A 17291-nucleotide genomic window follows, 5' to 3' on the forward strand; every position below is an offset into this window, starting at 1 on the left:
TTAATCCTTGGCTTGCGCAATGACGGCGCTCAGCAAGCGCTCCACGAGAGCGAGCTTGAAACGGTTCTGGTCCGTGGGTCGGGCGCGAGCGAGCAAGACTGCCGCCGTCGCTTGAGCACCGTTCGGCAATTGTGCCTCCGCATCCTCGATCCGCCACGGCTTGTGCGCAACGCCCCCGAGAGCGATCCGCCCGGACCCGTCCGGCTGGATCACGGCTGCGACAGACACGAGCGCGAAGGCATAGGATGCGCGGTCGCGAACCTTGCGATAGATCTGGGTGCCGCCGATCGGCGGCGGCAGACAGACTGCCGCGATGATCTCGCCCTGCTCCAGGACCGTTTCGATATGCGGCGTGTCTCCCGACAGACGGTGAAAGTCGGCAAGCGGAATGACCCGCCGGCTGCCATCCGCCTTCACAGTCTCGACGACGGCATCGAGCGCGCGCATCGCAACGGCCATGTCGCTGGGATGGGTCGCGATGCAGGCGTCGCTTACCCCGAGGACCGCATGCTGCCGACTGAAGCCGCCGATGGCCGAACAGCCGCTGCCCGGCTGCCGCTTGTTGCAGGGTTGATTGGTGTCGTAGAAATAGGGACAGCGGGTCCGCTGCAGAAGGTTTCCGCCGGTCGTGGCGCGGTTGCGCAATTGCCCGGAAGCACCGGAAAGCAGCGCCCGCGCAAGCAGCGGGTAGTCTCGACGGACAATCTCATGGGCTGCCAGATCTGTATTGCGCACCAAGGCCCCGATCCGCAGGCCACCTTCCGCCGTCGGTTCAATCTCGTCGAGGTCCAGCCCGTTGACATCGATCAGATGGGTCGGCGTCTCGATTTGGAGCTTCATCAGATCGAGAAGATTGGTACCGCCTGCAATAAACTTGGCATGCGGATTTGACGCGGCAATTTGCGCTGCCGCTTCGGCCGAGGCCGCGCGTTCATAGGTGAAGGCTTTCATGAGCGTGTTTCCGCGACCTCGGTAATGGCATCGACGATGTTGGAATAGGCACCGCAGCGACAGATATTGCCGCTCATCCGCTCGCGGATCTCCTCGGCGGTCGGTCGTGCCTTGTTCATCAGGTCATCGGTAACGTGGCTGGGGACGTCGGCCGCGATCTCTTCGAGCATCGCGACGGAGGAACAGATTTGGCCGGGCGTGCAATAACCACACTGGAACCCGTCATGCCTTACGAAAGCGGCCTGCATCGGGTGCAGATCGCCGGGCGCGCCCAGCCCCTCGATCGTAGTGACCTCAGCGCCCTCGTTCATGACGGCGAGTGTCAGGCACGAATTGATCCGACGTCCGTCGACGATGACGGTGCATGCGCCGCACTGGCCATGATCGCAGCCTTTTTTGGTGCCCGTGAGCTGCAGGTTTTCTCGCAAGAGGTCGAGCAATGTGGTTCGGTTGTCGAGGTCGATCTCGCGGGATATCCGGTTCACCGTCAGGCGAACCTTGCTAGTCTCATTCATCAACTCACCTCGTTATCGCGTCCCCACGGGAACGGTTCCGGCCTATTCGCCGGGATGCGACCGACACTCGACCAGCCACAGCCGCGCCAAGTTTGCAAAAGCCACCCGACCCGACTTTGTTCCAACCGATATCAGGTCCTGCTGGGCGTTGGCTGTCTGCTTGCGAGAGGATCGACAGTGGCTCACGCCAACTCCTTTGGGCGATACCGGCTCGCGGCTTGGGCTTTGTGCTTGCATGCAGCGCCCGCAAAAGTTTAACATGAGTTTTCAAGACATGTTTCTTTGTGACCCGCACCGCCATGAGTGTTGTCCTCTCCGCTGGTCATGTTGCTCGGCGGCATTGGCGGGGCGCTCGCGACATTTCTGGTGATGATGGCCATCACCGCCAAATCCGCCCATGCGCCCGGACCGGCCTTGCTCACAGGTGCCGCCATCGGCACCTTTTCCGCCACGCTCATCACTGTCGTGCTGGCAAGCGGCGATCCGCGTGCGGGCTATGTGCTGGCCTGGTCGATGGGGCCGACCTACCGCGCCACGGCAATCACCGGGTTGGCGGGATTGGCGATCTTGCTGGTCGCTCTTGCTCTGCTTCCGCTTTTTCGACGCTGGCTGCAAATCCTGCCACTCGGAGACCAGGCGGCGCGCGAACTGGGGCTTCACCCACGACGGTGCCGAACGTGGCTCCGGTCGCTGTCAGCCGTCCTCACCGCCGCGGCAACCTTGATCGTCGGCCCCTTGGGCTTTGTCGGACTGATCGCGCCCCATATCGCGGCGATGACCACGCCTCCGAAACCGCTGAACCGGGCCTTGTGCGCCGCAGCCATCGGGGCAACCTTGATGACCGCGGCTGACTGGCTCGGTCGCAGCATTCACTTCCCCTACGAAATCCCCGCAGGCGTCCTCACAGCCTTCGTCGGTAGACCTTACTTCCTTTGGCTCCTTTACCGGAGGCACCCATGAAAGGCCTCAGCCGCCCGGAGGATCTGCTCGCACGATTGAGCGGCCTGCTGTCGCCGATCAGGGACAGACTGTCCCATGGAACGGAAATCCGCAGGGTGGAGCCATCCGCACAGGTGCTGGAAGCCGATGCCTTTGCTTGTCTCATGCAAAACTACGCACGTCGCTTTGGCGTCAAACCCGATGGCTATCTGGTTTCCCTATGGTCGCAGAAATATCTGGCGACCGTGATTATCCCCATCATGTCCTTGTCCCTGATCGGGGGAAAAGCCGTTCATGCCGAGATCGAGAACACAGCGATCGTCGTCGACGACGACAGCGAGCCGGTCGCCTTGCGTCTCCCCAACGCTTTCACGGCAGAAGAGGCAGACCAGGCAGCCTCTCTGCTGGTGTCCACGCACCTGAACCCGCTCATTGATGCCTTGGCAAGGCAGAGCGGCCTGTCGAGAAAAGTATTCTGGGGCAATGCGGCGCATTATCTCGAGTGGATTGTCCGGCAGCTTCCCGGGAAAAACCCAGCCTTCAACCTACCCGCCCCGATGACGGATGCCATCCGCTACGTCGAGGAAGACGGATGCGCGTGCGTCGCCGGAAAGTCTGCTGTCTGAGGGATCGCATTCCGGGCATCGAGGATTGCCGCAGTCTCTGCCCAGATCGAGTAAAAAGGATGAAATCTTGAACAGACAGAGATCGACCTTCTCTCTTTGCGACGTCGCCTTCGATGTGGCCGAGCGGCCCATTCTTGCACCGCTGACGCTCGATATCCCGATGGATGGCCAGGTTCTCGGGCTGATAGAGCACAACGGCTCAGGCAAATCGACGCTTCTGAAACTGTTGGCACGTCAGCAAATGCCCACGAGCGGCAGCATCACCCTGAACGGACGACGGCTCGACACCTGGGGCGACCGGGCGCTGGCGCGCAAGGTCGCCTATCTGGCGCAGCACCTACCCTCGGCTGCCGGAATGACCGTCCGCGAACTCGTGTCGCTTGGACGCTATCCCTGGCAAGGCGCCTTCGGTCGTTTCGGCGAGGTGGACAGACAAAAGACAGAGGAAGCAATTGCATTGACCGGTGTCGCCCCACTCGCCGACCGCCTCGTCGACACGCTCTCGGGCGGTGAAAGACAACGCGCCTGGCTCGCCATGCTGGTGGCTCAGGATACGGAATACCTGTTGCTCGACGAACCGATCTCGGCCCTCGATATTTCCCATCAGATCGAGGTCCTTTCACTGGTCCGCAAGCTGTCTCAGGAGAAGGGTCTCGGCATCATCATCGTGCTGCACGACATCAACATGGCGTCCCGCTTTTGCGACACCATCACGGCGCTCCATTCAGGCCGCGTGATCATGCAGGGAGCCTGAGAGACGATCATGACGCCTGAAGCACTCCAGCGCATCTATGGTTTGCCGATGGACGTCATGATCCACGAGCCAACGCGGAAACCTCTGGCGATTGCGCGTTAGGCTGCGTTGAAGCTCGTCCACCGACAGCGCGCAATTCCCAATGACGGGCTTTCCAGATTGTCTGGTCGAACCCGACAGTAAGCGCAAACGCCAAGCTCATCACTCGCCAACTAAAGGCTTCCAAGAAGTCAATATTAGATAATAAACATATACGGTTTAGAATATAAGCTGGCCCGCCGTAAATCGCTTTGAGGGTCAAACTGGTATCACAGTAGTCGTGGCCCAGCGCAGACCAGCAACTGCAGCCGAGGCGCCGGCTCGCCGACTCTACCAGAAAAGGCCGCGCCAGTATTAACTGAAACTTAAACAACTGCTTCCTGAAAGGTATTTGCCATGGTAAATATATCCCTAGAGGGGTAGGGGTAATGCTTGTACGTGTCGCGTTTGTAGACGATCATCCGATACTGTTGGAGGGACTGGTCAGCCTGTACAGGACCAAGGCTGATCTTGATGTCGTGGCGATGGGCCATAACAGCGTGGATGCCCTGAACATCCTGGAAAACCATCATCCGGACGTAATCGTCATGGATCTGAGCATGCCGGGAGATGCCTTCGCAGCGATCGACGTTATGCTGGCCTCCTATCCCGCGACCAAGGTTATCGTTTTCACGGCTTCCAGCGCGATCCAGCCCGCCGTCGAACTCATCGAAGCTGGCATCAGCGGTTATGTCCTCAAGGGCGCATCATCTTCGGATTTGCATCACGCCATCATCAGTGCTCACAGCGGCGAGACCTACATCACACCCGGCTTTGCAACCAAAGTCATCGTGTCGATGAAGACGTCGGAGCTGCGGCGCAAGGCACAGCCGCGTGAGCAGCTACACCATCGCGAGGAGCAGATCGTCAGCGGCCTGCTCAAGGGCATGACGAACAGGGAAATCGGCGTCGGCCTGAACATCAGCGAAAAGACGGTCAAACACTACATGACTTCACTGATGAGCAAACTCAACGTCCGCAATCGCGTCGAACTCGTGATTGCCGTGAGGAACCGGACGTCGCCGCGGGACCGGATCGCAAGCTGACGATCGTACCAAGTGTCGATGATAGGAACAGATAGGATGGCTTCTTGTCATCAACACTTGGTATCAGTCGACGTTTCCAATCGGCAAGCTCGCCACAACAAATGAACCGTTTCGGCGAGGGAAATAGCGTACCCGACCACCAAATGTGCGAACGCGTCGCTTCTGGCTGACCTTGCCCAATCGCGCCCTCTGCACCTCACGTTTCGACGACAAGACCGGGCGTTGGCCAATATCCACCACCGCGACGAACAGACGTCCGCGTTTGAAGCTGCAGCGCACCATGTGAGAATTACCGTGGGCGTGACGGTAGCTGTTCATCAGCCCTTCGAGAACAAACCGGTAGAGGCAGATCGACAGATCAGGAATGCGCAGATCCGTGCCCGCGCCCCCAGTCAAGACCGTTTCACGTCCCGTGATCTCAAGGTAACGCTTGGTTGCCAACTGGAGAGCCTCGTCAATGGTGGCATGCTCAAGCTCGGGAAGCACCAACCCGGCCGACAGGTTACGTACCTCATCGAGAACACTGCCCACGAGATCCAGGATCTTGGTGAGGGCATCCCGCATCTCTGGGGAGACATCCGGCCGCGGCGTGACCAGATCGCTCAAACGCAGCTTCAGGAGCGTGAGAAGCTGAACCGAACCATCATGCAGGTCCGCACCGATCTGATCCAGGATGCGCTCATTCAGCTTGCCGGCTTCTGTCCGCGCATTGTCGGCGAGGAGGCGGAGGCGATTGTTCTCAACCGACAGCTCGATGGCGTTGCGGAGGCTTTCCTTCAGAGTTCGGCGCTGTTGTTCGATAAGCTGCGCGCCTCGCCTGACCACAAGATAGAGCATTGACAGCATCGGCACAGACAGAAGAAAGACGCCAGCCATCGACGTTTGCCGGGTCTCTGCAATCTGCCGTTCGAGCACTTCGGATTCTTCGTAGATCTCACCCGCCAGCAAAACCACACCTTCGGACGACCTGACGAGAGGACTATAAACCTCGAGAAGAGACTGGGCTTCCTCTTCGTCCGTATAGGCGTGTTTGGCAACCGTGGTACGGGAGACGATCGTCCTTCCGGCGAGGGCCTGTTCGAGCTCGTCAAACAGCAGGGGCTCCCCGGAGGCATCAGGTGGATAGACCTGTCGGCCATCGGCAGACCAGATCTTGATGTTGATGATCCGCTGTCCCGGAGGCCCGGTCCCGATCAGGCTCGAAACATTGGCTTGAAATTTCTCATCGAAGCGAAACTCCCCGTCTTCGGCGCGCTCCAACAGGGGGGCGACGAGGGTCTGCAGTCTGACGCCTCCTGCGGAGCCCGCCGCATTCCGGGCCGCCTTTTCGACCTGTGCGGCGACAAACAGGCTCACGCCGGTCATCAGGCCAAAGACGATCAGGGATGCCGCAATCAGGAACTGTGCCGACAGCGACAGGGATTTCAGCCTTGTCCAGGCGCTCTGGACCAAGGATAGCGGCGCAATTTCATGTGCAATCTTCTTCGACTTGGTGTTCATCACACCGGGCCGAGTTCTGCCCAGGGCATAAGCATCGGTTTTCCCTTCCCCCGCGCCTTCCAGAGGCACCCAGTATAGTGATGCAGTTTCCCTGCCTACACTTGGGCTCGAATTGATGCACGCTTAAGTCTTCTTGTCGACTGCGTTCTGCAGAAGTTCAGACCAAGGTCTGAACTAAGTTTGGACTTTGATCCATGATTTCGCGAGACCAAGTACCCTTACCATTCCGCGTGGCTGTGAGACCCTGCTCTCCTGACAAAACCCTGACAGGACGTACAGGGGCGAACATCGGAGGCGGGGGCTTCCCCGATAAAAGCATGGTCCAGGTCAACCAGCACGATCTCGAATTCATCCTGCGGCAGATCAAGATCGCCGAAGCAAACTCGATCGCTCATTCTGGGGCCGATGCGAAGGCCCTGATGAACATCTGGGTCGATGAGCTCGGCAACTTGGTGCCGGCGGGCACTGCCGGCGCAACGCTCGCGATCAGCGCCGAGCACGTACCCTACGGTCTGCGCACCGTCGACGGCAGCTACAACAATCTGGGCGCCGGTCGCGAGAATTGGGGCGCCGTCGATCAGCCGTTCCTCGACCTGCTTGGCGACGAGTGGCGCGTCAGCGACGGGGACACGTTTCAGATCCGGACCGGGCAGAACAGTTTCACAACGATCGGCGGCGCCTACAACCCGACCGGCGCCGTGGCCGATGCGGATCCCCGACTGATCTCTAACCTCATCGTCGATCAGACGCTGTCCAACCCCGCTGCGATCTACACGGCCCTCCTGCAGGCCGGCTTCACAGGCAATGTCCTCAACGCTGTGACGGCAATCAAGACGCAGTTCGATGGGCTTCTGGCTTCGGCCAAGACGGCCAACGGTCTGCTTCCGGCAGCCGAACAGAAGACTGTTGCAGTGCTCATTGCTGACGTCACGAAGACGGTGGCGCCTGCGCTTGAGACGACCTACGGCATCACCTTCGATGGCCCTTCCATACTGATCGAGAACGTGGCGCCGGACGAAGGCCTATCGGCGCCCTACAATTCCTGGTTCACGCTGTTCGGCCAGTTCTTCGATCACGGCCTCGATCTGGTCCAGAAGGGCGGCAACGACAAGATCTACATTCCGCTCGCCCCTGATGACCCGCTTTACGTGCCCGGCAGTTTCACCAACTACATGGTGCTGACACGCGCGCCACAACAGCCGCTCAACCTGACCACGCCGTTCGTCGATCAGAACCAGACCTACTCCTCCGTCGCTTCGAAGCAACTTTTCCTGCGCGAATACAAGCTGGTCGACGGCAAGCCCGTATCGACGGGTCACCTGCTCGAAGGGGCCAAGGGGATCGCGACATGGGGGGAAGTCAAGGAACAGGCGCGTGACATGTTTGGCATTAACCTGACGGATGAGTTCGTCGGGGCCGTGCCGTTGTTCAAGATGGACGCCTACGGCGAATTCGTCCGCGGCCCGAATGGCCTTCCGATGGTCGCCACTGGCACTCCGAACAACATCGTCTGGGTTGAAGGCAACCTCACGACGCCGATAAGCCTCGCAAATGCCGTCCTGACCAGCCATGCCTTCCTCGACGACATCGCGCATAATGCTGTGCCCGGCCTGGTCGATCACGACCGTAACCCGGCCACCCCCGCCATCATGAAGACGGCGGATACCGATGCTGTCGCAAACAATGCCATCCCGCTCAATGAGTTCGGTCAGGCCACCACCTATGACAACGAACTGCTCGACGCGCATTTCGTCACGGGTGACGGGCGTGGCAACGAAAACATCGGCCTGACGGCGGTTCACCATATTTTTCACTCCGAGCACAACCGCATTGTCGAGCAGGTGAAGGCTCAGGCGATCGCTGCGGCCCAAAGCGGCAACTTCGCCTTCCTGAACGAATGGCTCGCGACGGACGTGACGGCTCTGCCGGGTAACCTTGCCACGCTGAACTGGGATGGCGAGCGTCTGTTCCAGGCAGCCCGCTTCACCACCGAAATGCAGTACCAGCATCTGGTCTTCGAAGAGTTCGCCCGCAAGGTCCAGCCGGATGTCGACGCCTTCGTCTTCAATCCGTCGATGGATATCAATCCGGCGATCTTCGCCGAGTTCGCCCATGTCGTCTATCGCTTCGGCCATTCGATGCTGAATGAGACGGTAGACAGCGTGAGCGCCTCAGGTGCCAAGTCGTCGATGGACCTGTTCACCGCCTTCCTGAACCCGACAGCTTACGCACCGGGTGAGATCACGGCCGATCAGGGCGCCGGCGCCGTCATTCGCGGCATGACCGGTCAGATCGGCAACGAGATCGACGAATTCGTCACGGACGTTCTGCGCAACCATCTGGTTGGCATTCCGCTCGACCTTGCGGCGCTGAACATCGCTCGCGGCCGCGAGACCGGTCTTCCGGGCCTCAATGCTGCGCGCGCCCAGTTCAAGGAAATCGCCAACGGCGACACACAGCTCGACCCCTACAAGAACTGGGTCGACTTCGGCATGAACCTCAAAAACCCGGCATCGATCGTTAACTTTATCGCTGCCTATGGAACGCATGCGACGATTACCGGTGCCACGACTGCTGAGGCCAAACGTGATGCAGCGATGAAGCTCGTCTTCGGTGACAGCACGCTGGATGAGACGGATCGCCAGGCCTTCCTCAATGGCACAGGGCAATATGCGCAGAGCCTTGGCGGCCTCAACGACGTCGATCTCTGGATTGGCGGTCTGGCCGAGAAGAAGATGGCCTTCGGCGGCATGCTGGGCTCGACCTTCTCCTTCGTCTTCGAACTCCAGCTTGAAAACCTGCAGAACGGCGACCGTTTCTACTATCTGTCGCGCACCCAGGGTCTGAACCTTCTCAACGAACTGGAAGCCAATTCCTTCGCCGAAATGGTCATCCGCAACACCGATATCGGCGAGACCGGATATGCCGTGCCGGGCGACATCTTCTCCGTCCCGGATCATGTGCTCTACGTCGACCTCGAAGAGCAGGAGAAGTGGGGGTACGACGATCCGACGGGTACCGATCTCTTCCAGAACGCGCTGTCGCCCATGGTGAAGCGGGATGCGAGCACCAATTTCCTCCAGTTCAACAGTCTCGATCACGCCTTGATCCAGGGCACTGACGGTGACGACATCATCATTTCTGGTGGCGGCGACGACACCGTCTGGGGCCGTGGCGGCAATGACCGGATCGAAGCCGGCTATGGTGTCGACAAGATCCACGGGGGTGAAGGCGACGATATCATCACCAATTCCGGCACCGACATCGGCGAAACCGACTTCCTCATGGGTGAGGAAGGAGACGACGTCATCCATGGCGGCTCCGGCCTGGCGCTTGTCTTTGGCAACCAGGGCTCTGACGTGTTGATCGCCGGCCCTGATGGCAAGGAGATGTTCGGCGGCGAAGGCGACGACTTCATGCTCGGCGGCGAAGGCGGCGACTTCCTGCTCGGCAACGAAGGCGACGACTGGATCGAAGGCGGCAACGGCTTCGACACGACAGCCGGCGACAATTCCGAACTGTTCTTCAACTCGACTATCCTCGGCCACGACGTCATGTTCGCCGGCGAGAACGAACATGACTTTGACGCCGAGTCCGGCGACGACATCATGGTGCAGGGCGAAAGCGTCATGCGCAATGAAGGCATGTGGGGCTATGACTGGGCGATCTACAAGGGCAACAGCGAAAATGCCGATGCGGATCTGACCAAGCCGATTTTCACGACCGACCAGCAAGACATCCTGCGCAACCGCTTCGACGCTGTCGAAGGTCTTTCGGGTTACAAGCAGAACGACGTGCTTCGCGGTGACAATCGCGCGACGGCCTTCCCGTCAACGCCGGATCCCGAGGCCGAGCCGGGTGCGAACCTTGCCGGCGCCGAAAACACCATGGTCAAGCACCACCTCAGCCAGGCAGGCATCGATCGCATCGCCGGCCTGCGGGAACTGCTGGGCAACCTCGTCCAGACATCCACAACTGTAGGCGAAGCCGCCCGCGAAGCCGAAATCGCCTTCGACGACGGCAATATCCTGCTCGGCGGCGGCGGCAGCGATCTCATCGAAGGCCGCGGTGGCGACGACGTCATTGATGGCGACGCCTGGTTGAATGTGCGGATCAGGATCTCGCCAACGCCAGATGGACCCATTTATACGGCCGACAGCCTCGCAGGTCCCGTCTATCTGCAGTCGCAGCTCGTCAATGGTGAAATCCCGGCGAATACGGCGCCGGCTTTCGGCGGCAAGGCTCTCTCCGACCTTCTGCTTGAGCGTACGATCACGCCAGGCCAGATGAAGATCGTTCGCGAAATCGTCGACGGCGGCAAATCGGGAGATGTCGACGTCGCAGTCTACTCTGATGTGCGCGAAAATTACTCGTTTGAAGTCAACACGGACGGTAGCGTCACTGTCACCCATGTATCGGTCGATCCAGACGGTACGCTTGGGCTGGTTACGTCTGACGGAACGGACCGCCTTTCGAACATCGAAGCCTTGCGCTTCGGAGACGGTTCAACGGTCTTGCTCGAGGATCTGCTGAACCGGCCACCCGTCATCACGTCGAACGGCGGCGGTGATACGGCCGCAGTCTCTCGTCCCGAAAACTTGACCGTCGTTACCACCGTAACCGCAACGGAGCTCGATGCGGGTCAGGTGCTGACCTATTCGATCAGCGGTGGGGCAGATGCCGGATTGTTCTCGATTGATGAGAACACTGGTGTTCTGTCGTTCATTTCTGCGCCGAACTTCGAAGCACCGACGGATGCCGGCGGCAACAACGTCTATGACGTAGTGGTCCAGGTCTCGGACGGAATTGCAGTCGACACCCAGGCTCTCACGGTCACCGTAACGAACGCGCAGGAAGGTCAGAGCGGTGTTCCCGTGATTTCCGATTTGACGCCCACGCGGCCCCAGCAACTGTCCGTCAATACGGCAGGCATTGCAGATCCGGATGGCCTCGGTGCATTTGCCTATCAGTGGCAGGTGTCGACCAACAATGGGGCGACCTGGGGTAACATCGCAGCTGCCACCGCGTCGACGTTTACGCCAGTTGCGGCACAGGTCGGCAATCTGCTGCGGGTTCAAGTGACATATACCGATGGCGCTGGTGCGCTGACGACGGTGACCTCCGCACCGACCACTCCCGTCGGTGACACGATCGGCGGAAGTGGTCTCGGCACTAGCATCAACGGCACGAATGGGGCCGATATCATCGCAGGCAATGGTGGCAATGACACAATCAACGCTGGCGCTGGCGATGACACCATTAGCTGGACGGTGGATAATCCGATCTTGGTACTGGGCATACCGGTCTTTACCCGTACAGATGGTCGCGACTTCATCGATGGTGGCGCAGGCACCAATGACACCTTCATCGTCAACGGAAACAATACAGCAGAAACCTATCGCATCTATGCCCGAGCCGACTGGCTCGCGCTGCCTGGCCGGACTCTCAATGCCAACACCGAGATCGTTATCACTCGCAATGGTACGGCCAACAACAACGTGATCGCCGAGCTCGACAATATCGAGGAAATCATCATCAACACCGGTCCGGGGAACGATCTTGTCATCCCGATCGGTAACTTCAACCCGACCAACCTCAACTTCAATACGATTACGATCGAAGGTTCCGAGGGAGACGACACGGTCAACATTGCGGATCTGGAGTCCGCGCATCGAATTCTATTCCGAGGCGCCGGGGGCCAGGACACGATCATCGGTACCCTGCGTGCACAGGATGTCGTTGAGATCCCCGAAGGCGCGAATCCGACAGACTATGCGCTGACAGAGAACGGCGACGGCACGAAAACGCTTTCGAATGGGCCGCACTCGATAACCTTCTCGGGCGAGGTGCCACAGCTTGCTGTCCCGAGCGAACATGGGGTCGAGAACCCCGGTACAATTCCCGGTCCCGCAGGCGCCTTTGAATACACGGCGCGTGATATCCAGGGCATCACCAACCTCCTCAAGGGCTTGCCCGCCTTCGAGGGAGATGATGATACGGCAGGTGCTGGCGGCATCCGTGATCTCTCGGGCAACGGCAACAACATCGACAATCCGACGTTCGGCTCCGCCGACGAGCCCTTCCTCCGCCTGACCGAAGCCCGCTATGGAGCCGGCGTCGAGCTGGATGCCCAGGGCAACATCATCAACCGGGCCCTCAACCCGATCTTCGACGGGCTCGATCCACGGGCGATCTCCAATGCCATCGGTGCGCAGGAGGCAAACCTGCCGAAGGCGCCGAATGAGGCCAACATCTTCTTCATGGCCTTCGGTCAGTATTTCGACCACGGTCTCGACTTCCTGCCAAAGGGTGGGGCCGGCAAGGTGATCATCGACGGTGCGGACATCCCCGGACCGACGGCGGCCAATTTCACCGATCTCACCCGTGGCTCTCTGGCGAGCCCGCTGCAATCGGCGAGCGATACGCCCCAGCATACCAACAAGACCTCACCTTACGTCGACCAGAACCAGGTCTATGGTTCGAATGTGATCGTCGGGCAGTTCCTGCGCGAAAGCGACGGCAATGGCGGCGTCGGTTCGCATATCCTGATGGGTCCGGAAGATCCCTCGGCACCTGGCTTCCACCTGATGTCGACGCTGCGCGAATTGCTCGACCATCACCGGGCGGCCGCAACCGTGTTCGAAGGGCCGGGCCTCGGCACTGGCAAGACCCTGATGGAGTACTATCCGACCCTGTGGACGCAGGCGGACGGCTACAACATGACCGTCGTCCGGCAGCTCGCGGGTGACTTCATGGGCTCGAGCCACGCACTTCTGCTCGACGCCAACCCGATGATCAGCCCGCTTGATCACTATATCGGCGGTGACGGTCGTGCGAACGAAAACTTCACGCTGACCTCGATGCACACCATCTGGGCCCGCAACCACAACTTCCATGTCGAGAAGCTGCAGGCTGCAGGTTTTGAGGGCACCCCGGAGGAACTCTTCCAGGCGGCCAAGATGGTCAATGAAGCCGAGTATCAACGCGTCGTCTTCACGGAATTCGCCGATGCGCTCATCGGCGGCATCCAGGGCAACGGCAGCCATGGCTTCGAAGGGTACAACGACACGGCAAACGCCGGCATCAGCCACGAGTTTGCGGCTGCGGTCTACCGTATCGGCCACTCGCTGATCGGCGACACGATCACGGTCAAGGGGCCGGATGGGCAAAACGTCTCGGTCAATCTGTTCGATGCCTTCTTGAACCCGACCAACGATGTGTTCACACCGCAACAGGTCGCGCAGCTGCAGGCCATGGGTTACGATCCGAAGCCCGGCTATGAGCAGCTTGGCACCGGCGCGATCCTTGCTGGCATCGTCGAGCAACCGGCGGAAGACGTAGACTTCAACATCGTCGATGCGGTTCGAAACGACCTCGTGCGTATCCGCGCCGATCTCTTCGCCTTCAACGTGGCGCGTGGACGCGACGTCGGTCTCGGCACGCTCAATCAGGTCAAGGCCGATCTGCAGGCCTCGACCGATCCCTACATCAAGTTCGCTGTCGAGTTCCTCGAAGCCAATGGCGGTTCGATGAACCCCTACTCCAGCTGGCAGGACTTCCAGCAGCGCAACGGGCTCAGCGATGTCGTACTTGCGCAGTTCATCGCAGCTTATCCGGATCTCGTGTTGCAGGCCGACCAGATCGCAGCCTTCAAGGCAATCAACGGCAATGTCGTCGCGGTCCAGCCCGATGGCACCGGTCTGGTCAAGGGCATTGATCGCGTCGACCTTTGGGTCGGTGGTCTTGCCGAGAGGCACTTCAACGGCGGCATGGCCGGCGATACCTTCTGGGTCGTCCTGCATGAGCAGTTCGATCGCCTGCAGGAAGCGGATCGCCTCTACTATCTGGAGCGCTTCGACAATTTCGACCTCTATGAGAACTTCATCGATGGCCAGGGCTTCTCTGACATCGTCACCCGCAACACCGGTCTCACCGGCCTGCCGGAAGACATCTTCTCGTCGGATCTCGAGGATGGCCCCACCGATGGCGGGGAAGACAACGGTGATAACGACGGTGACGGCGGCGATGACGGCCAGACCGACAACGACGATGAAGACGACGGTGGTGAAGACGGTGAAGATGAGGACGACGGCGCCTCGGAAGGCGAAGGGGACGGCGATGGCGCCGGCTCTGGCACAGGTGGTGGCTCTGGTGGCAGCACAGGCGGCGGTACAGGCGGCGGCACAGGCACGGGTGGTGGAACGACGCCAACGCCGGTTCCGATTGCAGCACTGACGCTGATCGGCACAGCCTCTGCGGATGCACTTGTTGGCGCCGGTGGTGACGACACGATCCTGGGTGGTGCTGGGACGGATGTTCTGGTCGGTCAGAGCGGCTCGGACATTCTGCGTGGCGAGGACGGCGACGACGTGGTGTCGGGCGGTGACGGCAATGACGTCATCAATGCCGGGCTCGGCGATGACGAGGTGCATGCCGGCGGTGGCAACGACATCGTCTTCGGCGGGGCCGGTGCAGACCTCATCTTCGGCGATGCCGGCAATGACGTGATCGAGGGTGGAGCAGGCGACGACCGTGTCTGGGCGGGTGCCGGCGACGACACGGTGATTGCGACGCTGAATGACGGCAATGACGTCTACTATGGCGAAGACGGCACCGACACGCTGGACTATGCAGCGACCAGCGCCAACCTGACGGTCGATCTCGGCAATGGCTTCAACCAGCGTGGCTCGGTGAGCGGCGGGACAACGGGCTCGGATACCTTCTACGGCTTCGAGAATTTCATCGGCGGTTCCGGCCACGACACGATCACAGCCTCTTCGGCGGTCAACGTCATCGATGGCGGGCTTGGCGACGATATCTTCAAGTTCACCTCGGCAGCCAATGCGAATGGCGACACGATCTACGGCTTCCAGACCGGCGACCGGATCGACTTCTCCGGCATGGGTGCGATGAAGCTCGAGGCTGGCCAGACCATCGATGCGATCGGCGACGTGACCATCACGCATGAGATGCGCGACGGCGAAGAGTTCACGGTGATCAGGGGCAATACGCAAGGGGACAATGCGGCGGACTTCGAACTCTCGCTGCAAGGCCGCCACAACCTGACGATCAACGACTTCCTCGGCGTATCCTGAGGACGACATGGCAGCACTGCCGGCCCGCCCGGGCCGGCAGACAGACGTTGAGTGGGGGAAGCCATGAACAAGCAGTCAAGCTACAAACTGTCCGGTATCGGCCTCGTGACGGGCTTCGTCTTCGGCCTTTCGGGCATTATCAACATTCTGGCGCTGACCGGCGCCTTCTACATGCTGCAAATCTACGACCGGGCGCTGACCAGCGGCAGCGTACCGACCCTGATCTGGCTCTCGGTGATCGCCGTCGGCCTCTACCTGTTCCAGGGTATGTTCGACATCCTGCGATCGCAGATGCTGGTGCGTTTCGGCTCGAATGTCGATCGCCAGATCGCGCCGCTCGTCCACCGGGTGGTGATCGACATGCCGCGCTTCGGCTATTCCTCGGCGGAAGCGTCTGAGCGCGGCCGCGACGTCGATACGGTCCGCTCCTTCCTGTCGGGTGCAGGCCCGGTCGCTCTGTTCGACCTGCCCTGGATCCCGGTCTACCTGGTCTTCGTTTGGATGCTGCATCCGGTGCTCGGAATGATGACACTCGGCGGCGCGCTTTTCCTCGCATGCCTGACAATCGCGGCAGAGCTTCTCTCGCGCCGCCACGCCAAGGAGATGACGCGGGCCGCGATCCAGCGCAACAACGTCTCGGACAATCATGTCCGCAACGGTGACATCCTCCATTCGATGGGCATGACGGACCGCGCGATCGACCGCTTTGAAAGCGCCAACCGCCGTCACCTCGATACCCAGACGGCGACCTCCGACATCGCCGGCACCTTTGCCGGCATTTCCAAGGTCCTGCGCATGATGCTGCAGTCGGCAACACTTGGCCTTGGCGCCTATCTCACCATCCAGGGCGAGATGTCAGCCGGCGCCATTATCGCCTCGTCGATCGTCACGGGCCGTGCCCTTGCCCCGGTCGACCAGGCGATCGCCCAGTGGAAGGGCGTGATCTCGGCACGCCGCTCCTGGTCGCGGATCAAGGACACCCTCGCCGTGCTCGACCGTCCGCCGACACAGTTCGACCTGCCGGCGCCGAGCGAGGACCTTGTCGTCGAAGGCATGACGACGGTTGCCCCCACGACCGGTACCGTGCTTCTGAGCGACGTCTCCTTCAGGCTTTCGGCCGGTCAGGCCTTGGCGCTGATCGGTCCGTCCGGCGGCGGCAAGACCACGCTCGCGCGCTCGCTCCTCGGTATCTGGCCGCTTTTGCGCGGCTCGGTTCGCGTCGATGGCGCCGATCTCAAGCAGTGGCCGACCAGCTTCTTCACCGAGAATGTCGGCTATCTCCCCCAGGAAGTGGCCCTTCTCGACGGGACGGTCGCCGACAACATCGCCCGTTTCGATCCGGATGCCGATTCCAAGATGATCTTCCGGGCCGCACGCGCCGCCGGCATTCATGATCTGATCGTGCGTTTGCCGAACGGCTACCAGACCCAGATCGGCCCGAGTGGCCAATCGCTCTCGGCCGGCCAGCGGCAGCGCGTGGCGCTTGCCCGCGCGCTTTACGGCGATCCCTTCCTGGTGGTGCTTGACGAGCCGAACTCCAATCTCGATGCCGAGGGCGAAGAGGCGCTAATGAAGGCGATCGTCAAGGTGCGCGAACGCGGCGGCATCGTCGTCATAGTTGCGCATCGCCCGAGCGTGCTGCAGGCTGTCGACATGGTCGGCGTGGTCCAGGGCGGCAAGCTCGTCTCCTTCGGTCCGAAGGAGGAGATCATCAAGGTCCCGGCCAACACGCAGGAGAAGCCGCTGCGGCCGACCCGCTTGATGCCGATCGCGGCGGAGTAAGGGGT

8 protein-coding genes and 1 pseudogene are annotated in these 17291 nt (G+C 60.6%); 6 read left to right on the forward strand and 3 right to left on the reverse strand.

Annotated elements, in window-relative coordinates:
- Both IP85_RS09995 and paoA read right to left on the reverse strand, forming a co-directional pair.
- Positions 1 to 951, reverse strand: a complete 951-nt coding sequence (locus IP85_RS09995) for a xanthine dehydrogenase family protein subunit M (protein ID WP_054149542.1) — start codon at positions 949 to 951, stop codon at positions 1 to 3.
- Positions 948 to 1466 carry an aldehyde dehydrogenase iron-sulfur subunit PaoA gene (gene paoA / locus IP85_RS10000; RefSeq protein WP_082347642.1) on the reverse strand — a complete coding sequence of 173 codons (519 nt, stop codon included), beginning with the start codon at positions 1464 to 1466 and terminating at the stop codon, positions 948 to 950. The genes IP85_RS09995 and paoA overlap by 4 nt, the downstream gene beginning before the upstream one ends.
- A gap of 303 nt (positions 1467 to 1769) precedes the next feature.
- On the opposite strand from paoA, the gene IP85_RS10005 reads away from it, so the two are divergent.
- The 4 genes and pseudogenes from IP85_RS10005 (at position 1770) to IP85_RS10020 (ending at position 4909) form a co-directional block, all read left to right on the forward strand.
- Positions 1770 to 2426: an iron chelate uptake ABC transporter family permease subunit gene (locus IP85_RS10005; RefSeq protein WP_245280848.1), complete on the forward strand. Its 657-nt coding sequence runs from the start codon at positions 1770 to 1772 to the stop codon at positions 2424 to 2426.
- Positions 2423 to 3031: a siderophore-iron reductase FhuF gene (gene fhuF, locus IP85_RS10010; protein WP_054149544.1), complete on the forward strand. Its 609-nt coding sequence runs from the start codon at positions 2423 to 2425 to the stop codon at positions 3029 to 3031. Before IP85_RS10005 ends, fhuF begins: the two co-directional genes overlap by 4 nt.
- Positions 3032 to 3098: 67 nt before the next feature.
- A pseudogene (locus IP85_RS10015) lies at positions 3099 to 3887 on the forward strand (ATP-binding cassette domain-containing protein).
- Between the two features lie 365 nt (positions 3888 to 4252).
- Positions 4253 to 4909 carry a response regulator transcription factor gene (locus tag IP85_RS10020; protein ID WP_054149545.1) on the forward strand — a complete coding sequence of 219 codons (657 nt, stop codon included), beginning with the start codon at positions 4253 to 4255 and terminating at the stop codon, positions 4907 to 4909.
- Between the two features lie 63 nt (positions 4910 to 4972).
- Here the strand turns inward: IP85_RS10020 and IP85_RS10025 are convergent, their stop codons facing one another.
- The gene (locus IP85_RS10025; protein WP_054149546.1) at positions 4973 to 6409 is read right to left on the reverse strand and encodes a histidine kinase; all 1437 of its coding nucleotides are present in this window, start codon (positions 6407 to 6409) and stop codon (positions 4973 to 4975) included.
- Between the two features lie 317 nt (positions 6410 to 6726).
- On the opposite strand from IP85_RS10025, the gene IP85_RS10030 reads away from it, so the two are divergent.
- Positions 6727 to 15504: a peroxidase family protein gene (locus IP85_RS10030; protein WP_054149547.1), complete on the forward strand. Its 8778-nt coding sequence runs from the start codon at positions 6727 to 6729 to the stop codon at positions 15502 to 15504.
- A gap of 63 nt (positions 15505 to 15567) precedes the next feature.
- Complete coding sequence (locus tag IP85_RS10035; RefSeq protein ID WP_054149548.1) at positions 15568 to 17286, forward strand: type I secretion system permease/ATPase; 1719 nt, start codon at positions 15568 to 15570, stop codon at positions 17284 to 17286.
- Positions 17287 to 17291 lie beyond the last annotated feature (5 nt).

The sequence above is a fragment of the Rhizobium sp. AAP116 genome, from assembly GCF_001295785.1.
Classification (GTDB): domain Bacteria; phylum Pseudomonadota; class Alphaproteobacteria; order Rhizobiales; family Rhizobiaceae; genus Allorhizobium.